The sequence below is a fragment of the Micromonospora deserti genome (assembly GCF_003236335.1).
Classification (GTDB): domain Bacteria; phylum Actinomycetota; class Actinomycetes; order Mycobacteriales; family Micromonosporaceae; genus Micromonospora; species Micromonospora deserti.
In genome coordinates, this window is sequence record NZ_POUB01000364.1 from 1 (window position 1) to 4,906 (window position 4,906).

General features: G+C 72.1%; 5 protein-coding genes. All 5 read left to right on the plus strand.

What is annotated here, in order from left to right:
- Positions 1-706 (plus strand): hypothetical protein (locus C1I99_RS29275; RefSeq protein WP_233512783.1); only part of this gene is annotated, 706 nt, incomplete at its 5' end.
- A gap of 353 nt (positions 707-1,059) precedes the next feature.
- Entirely contained in the window at positions 1,060-1,890 is an 831-nt protein-coding gene (gene rpsB, locus C1I99_RS29280; RefSeq protein ID WP_111137419.1) for a 30S ribosomal protein S2, read from the plus strand.
- Between the two features lie 135 nt (positions 1,891-2,025).
- Entirely contained in the window at positions 2,026-2,880 is an 855-nt protein-coding gene (tsf, locus tag C1I99_RS29285; protein WP_111137420.1) for a translation elongation factor Ts, read from the plus strand.
- 162 nt (positions 2,881-3,042) lie between these two features.
- Entirely contained in the window at positions 3,043-3,810 is a 768-nt protein-coding gene (gene pyrH, locus C1I99_RS29290) for a UMP kinase (RefSeq protein ID WP_111137421.1), read from the plus strand.
- A gap of 77 nt (positions 3,811-3,887) precedes the next feature.
- Positions 3,888-4,445, plus strand: coding sequence for a ribosome recycling factor (gene frr / locus C1I99_RS29295; RefSeq protein WP_111137422.1), 558 nt, complete (start codon positions 3,888-3,890; stop codon positions 4,443-4,445).
- The last annotated feature ends 461 nt before the right edge of the window (positions 4,446-4,906 follow it).

Consider the following 4,906-nt stretch of genomic DNA (forward strand, 5'->3'; position numbering starts at 1 on the left):
GTACGGGGCGGGGGCCGCCCTCGGGGACGTCCAGGCGGACACCGGCGGATACCGGGCGAGCCGCTCGCGGGCCGGGGTGGATCCGGACATCTCGGGTGAGCTGCCCGCCGGCCGCCCCGGCCGGCGCGCCGCCCGGGAACCCCTGGCGACGACCGGTGCGGACGCGCTCGGTGGCGCCGGCCCGGTCGAGCGGCCCGCCGAGCCGGCCCACCCGGCCTCGCTGGGCGGGTATCCGATCGTGGAGCCGAACCGGGGCGGCGACCGGGCCGAGGCGCCGCCGCACCCGCTGGAGGTGCCGACCGGGCCGATGCCGCCGGTGGGCCCCCGGCCCGACCTTCCGCCCGCGGAGCCGCCCGCGTACCCGCCGGTGGCCGGGCCGCACCCGGCGGCACCGGCCGGGGACGGCGTGTACCGCACCCGCCGGCCGATGCTGGCGGTACTCTTCGCCGCGCTGGTCGCGGTCTTCGAGCTGCCCGCGCTGCGGGTGCTGGCGCAGGGCGTCACCGGCGATCCGGTCTCCGCCGCCGACGTGGTGGTCGGGACGTTCCTGGTGTGCGGCCTGCCGATCTTCGCGATCGGGCTGTATGGGCTGCGGACGGGCGGGCTGTCGTTGGCGGAGGGGAGCCGGGGTTGGCTGCGCCCGCCGACCGCCTACCTGACCGTCGGCCTGGTGCTCTTCGTCGCCGCCGCGCTCGCCGCCCGCTGACCGGCGCGCTCGCCGCCGGCTGACCGGCGCGCTCGCCGCCCGCTGACCGGCGCGCTCGCCGCCGGCTAGCGGCGGTGCGGGCTGGCGGCGGCGCGGGCTGACGGCGGTGCCGGTCGTCAGGTGCATGGTCGGGAGGCGTTCCGCACCCGAGACGTCGAAGGTGGGGCGGGGGCGTACACTGGTCGACTGGCGACCGCCTCGCGCGGTCGACCTCGCGCGCCCTCTCCACGAACCGTCGTGGGGCGACGGCCTCCCTGGTCCCGATCTTGGTCGGGCCCACTCCGGCCGGCGACCAGGCGCCAGGCGTCCGGCCGCCGGCCGGGCGGGACAACCAGGGACGCAAGGAGTACCCCATGGCCGTCGTGACCATGCGCCAGCTGCTGGAGAGCGGTGTCCACTTCGGGCACCAGACCCGGCGGTGGAACCCGAAGATGAAGCGCTTCATCTTCACCGAGCGCAACGGTATCTACATCATCGACCTGCGCCAGACCCTCGACTACATCGAGAAGGCCTACGACTTCGTGCGCGGCACCGTCGCCGAGGGTGGCAGCATCCTCTTCGTCGGCACCAAGAAGCAGGCCCAGGAGGCGATCGCCGAGCAGGCGACCCGGGTCGGCCAGCCGTACGTCAACCACCGTTGGCTCGGCGGCATGCTGACCAACTTCCAGACGGTGTACAAGCGGCTGCAGCGGATGAAGGAGCTGGAGGCCCTGGGTGACCTGAGCGGCACCGCCGCCGGTTACACCAAGAAGGAGACCCTGCAGCTCTCCCGCGAGAAGGAGAAGCTGACCCGCACGCTGGGTGGCCTGCGGGACATGCAGAAGCTCCCGGCCGCGATCTGGGTGGTCGACACCAAGAAGGAGCACATCGCCGTCGACGAGGCCCGCAAGCTGGGCATCCCGGTGATCGCCGTGCTCGACACCAACTGCGACCCGGACGAGGTCGACTTCCCGATCCCGGGTAACGACGACGCGATCCGCTCGGCCGAGCTGCTGACCAAGGTCGTGGCCGCCGCCGTCGCCGATGGTCTGATCGCCCGTTCCGGCCGTCGTCGGGGCGCCGAGGAGAAGCCGGAGCCGGGTGTCGCCTCCGACGAGCCGCTGGCCGAGTGGGAGCGCGAGCTGCTCGAGGAGCCGAAGAAGGCCGAAGAGCAGGAGCAGCCGGCGACCGTCGCCGCGGAGTGACCGCACCGCCGCTGCCCCGCCGTCCGTTTTATCGGACGGCGGGGAGCGGCAGGTATCCCCGGCACATCCGGCCCGGATCCGGGTAACCGGCACCAGGACCATCCCACCCGCCGTCTCAACACCGAAGAGAGAGCCATGTCCAACTTCACCGCCGCGGACGTCAAGAAGCTCCGCGACCTCACCGGCGCCGGCATGATGGACTGCAAGAAGGCGCTGACCGAGGCCGAGGGCGACTTCGACAAGGCCGTCGAGATCCTGCGCGTCAAGGGCGCCAAGGACGTCGGCAAGCGGGCCGGCCGCACCGCTGCCAACGGTCTGGTCGCGCACGCCGGCAAGTCGCTGCTCGAGCTCAACTGTGAGACCGACTTCGTCGCCAAGACCGACGCCTTCATCGCGCTGGCCCAGCAGCTGGTCGAGCACGGTGACCGCTCCGGCGTCCGCACCGCCGAGGAGCTGCTCGCCAGCGAGCTGGCCGGCAAGACCGTCGCCGACCTGGTCCAGGAGCAGTCCGCCAAGATCGGCGAGAAGCTGGTGCTGAACCGGTTCGCCAAGCTCGACGGCACCGTCGCGGTCTACCTGCACCGCAAGAGCCAGGACCTGCCCCCGGCGGTCGGCGTGCTGGTGGAGTACACCGCCGCCGCGGCGAGCGCCGGCCGGTCGACCGCGGACGACGAGGCGTTCGACTCGGACGCCCGCGCCGCCGCCATGCAGATCGCCGCGATGCGGCCGAAGTACCTCACCCGTGACGAGGTGCCGGCCGAGGTCGTCGAGTCCGAGCGGCGCATCGCCGAGCAGACCGCCCGCGAGGAGAACAAGCCCGAGGCGGCGCTGCCGAAGATCGTCGAGGGGCGGGTCAACGCCTTCTTCAAGGACTACGTCCTGGTCGAGCAGGCGGCGGTCGCCGACAACAAGAAGACGGTGAAGCAGGTGCTGGCCGACGCCGGCATCGAGGTCACCCGCTTCGTGCGGTTCGAGGTCGGCCAGGCCTGAGCCGCTCCGCGGTCGCGCTGAGCGCCGTGGGCAGGAAGACGTCGACGAGGAGGTCGCCGGTGTACGTGACAGGCACCGCGGCCTCCTCGTCACATAGGGTCGGCAACGGCAGGTACGCGGTACGCGGCGCCGGCGGCGCACGCGTGGGGAAGGGCGGGGCGGATGACCCAGGTTGTGAGTGACCGGACGCTGGCGGCGGACGATCCGACGGCGCCGCCACCCGGCCGGGCCCGCCGGGTGGTGCTGAAGCTCTCCGGCGAGGTGTTCGGCGGGGGCGCGATCGGCGTGGACCCCGACGTCGTCCAGGCCATCGCCCGGCAGATCGCCACCGTGGTCCGCCGGGGCGTGCAGGTTTCCGTGGTGGTCGGCGGCGGCAACTTCTTCCGCGGCGCGGAGCTGCAAAAGCGCGGCATGGACCGGGCCCGCGCCGACTACATGGGCATGCTCGGCACCGTCATGAACTGCCTCGCACTGCAGGACTTCCTGGAGAAGGAAGGCATCGAGACCCGCGTGCAGAGCGCGATCACGATGGCCCAGGTCGCCGAGCCGTACATCCCGCTGCGCGCCATCCGGCACTTGGAGAAGGGCCGCGTGGTGATCTTCGGCGCGGGCGCCGGGATGCCCTACTTCTCGACCGACACGGTGGCCGCCCAGCGCGCGCTGGAGATCCGCGCCGACGTCGTGCTGATGAGCAAGAACGGCGTGGACGGCGTCTACACCGCCGACCCGCGTATCGACCCGACCGCCAGCAAGTTCGACTCGATCACCTTCTCCGAGGTGTTGCGCCGCAATCTGCGGGTCGCCGACGCCGCCGCGTTCAGCCTCTGCATGGAGAACGGCCTGCCGATGCTGGTCTTCGGTGCGCAGGGCGACGACACCATCGTCCGCGCCGTGGGTGGCGAGAAGATCGGCACCCTGATCACCGCCTGAGTGGTCCACCGACCCGACCTCAGCGGTCCTCCGACACGACAAGCCCACGACGAGCACAGAAGGAGGCGAGGAGACCGGTGATCGACGACACCCTCCTCGAGGCCGAGGAGAAGATGGAGCGTGCGGTCGAGCACGCCAAGGAGGAGTTCGGCGCCATCCGTACCGGTCGCGCCACTCCGGCCATGTTTTCCAAGGTCATCATCGACTACTACGGCACCCCCACGCCGCTGACGCAGATGGCGTCCGTGGCCATCCCCGAGCCGCGGATGGCCATCATCAAGCCGTACGACAACTCGCAGATCAACGCCATGGAGAAGGCGATCCGCGACTCCGACCTGGGCGTGAATCCGAACAACGAGGGCAACCAGCTGCGCATCCTGCTCCCGCAGATGACCGAGGAGCGCCGCCGCGACATGATCAAGGTCGCCCGGCACAAGGGCGAGGAGGCCAAGGTGGCGATCCGCAACATCCGCCGCCGGGGCAAGGAGGAGCTGGACCGGCTCGTCAAGGACGGCGAGGTCGGCGAGGACGAGGGGCGCCGGGCCGAGAAGGAGCTGGACGACCTGACCCAGCGCTTCGTGGCCAGCGTCGACGAACTGGTCAAGCACAAGGAGTCCGAGCTGCTCGAGGTCTGAGCCGTACGCCGCCGGCCCCCGCCGGCGCCGGCTTGCCGTGGCACCGGCGCCCCGCCGCCCTCACGGTCGGCGGAGCACCGGTGCCACCATCGTTTCCGCCACCGCCACCGCCACCGCGACCCGGCCACGCCCACCGCCCGGCGTGGCCGCGACCGCCTCGCGGGGCGGCCAAGCCGTACCCGCCGCCGCCCGCGCGAGCCCCAGCCGAGGGGCCGCCGGCGGGACCGGGGTGAGCCGGGGATGCCGCCGGCACAGTCCGGGGTGCGGGAGCGGCGGGTGCAGTAGGCTCGGCACGGTTCCCGGCCACCCTGCGGTGAACGGTGGGAATCGTCCGGTCGTCGAGCCGGTCAACCGGATGCAACAGTCGCTCGGGTAGGGGAATTGGTTGTGGTTGTGCGTCATGTGGTCCGTCTCGTGCCGCGCCCGTCCGGTGCGTGATGTCCCACCTCGACCCCTACGGC

What these genes read in the sequence shown, in the direction of transcription:
- rpsB (WP_111137419.1), top strand. Translation starts at nt 1,060, where the DNA reads ATGGCCGTCGTGACCATGCGCCAGCTGCTGGAGAGCGGTGTCCACTTC.
- tsf (WP_111137420.1), top strand. Translation starts at nt 2,026, where the DNA reads ATGTCCAACTTCACCGCCGCGGACGTCAAGAAGCTCCGCGACCTCACC.
- pyrH (WP_111137421.1), top strand. Translation starts at nt 3,043, where the DNA reads ATGACCCAGGTTGTGAGTGACCGGACGCTGGCGGCGGACGATCCGACG.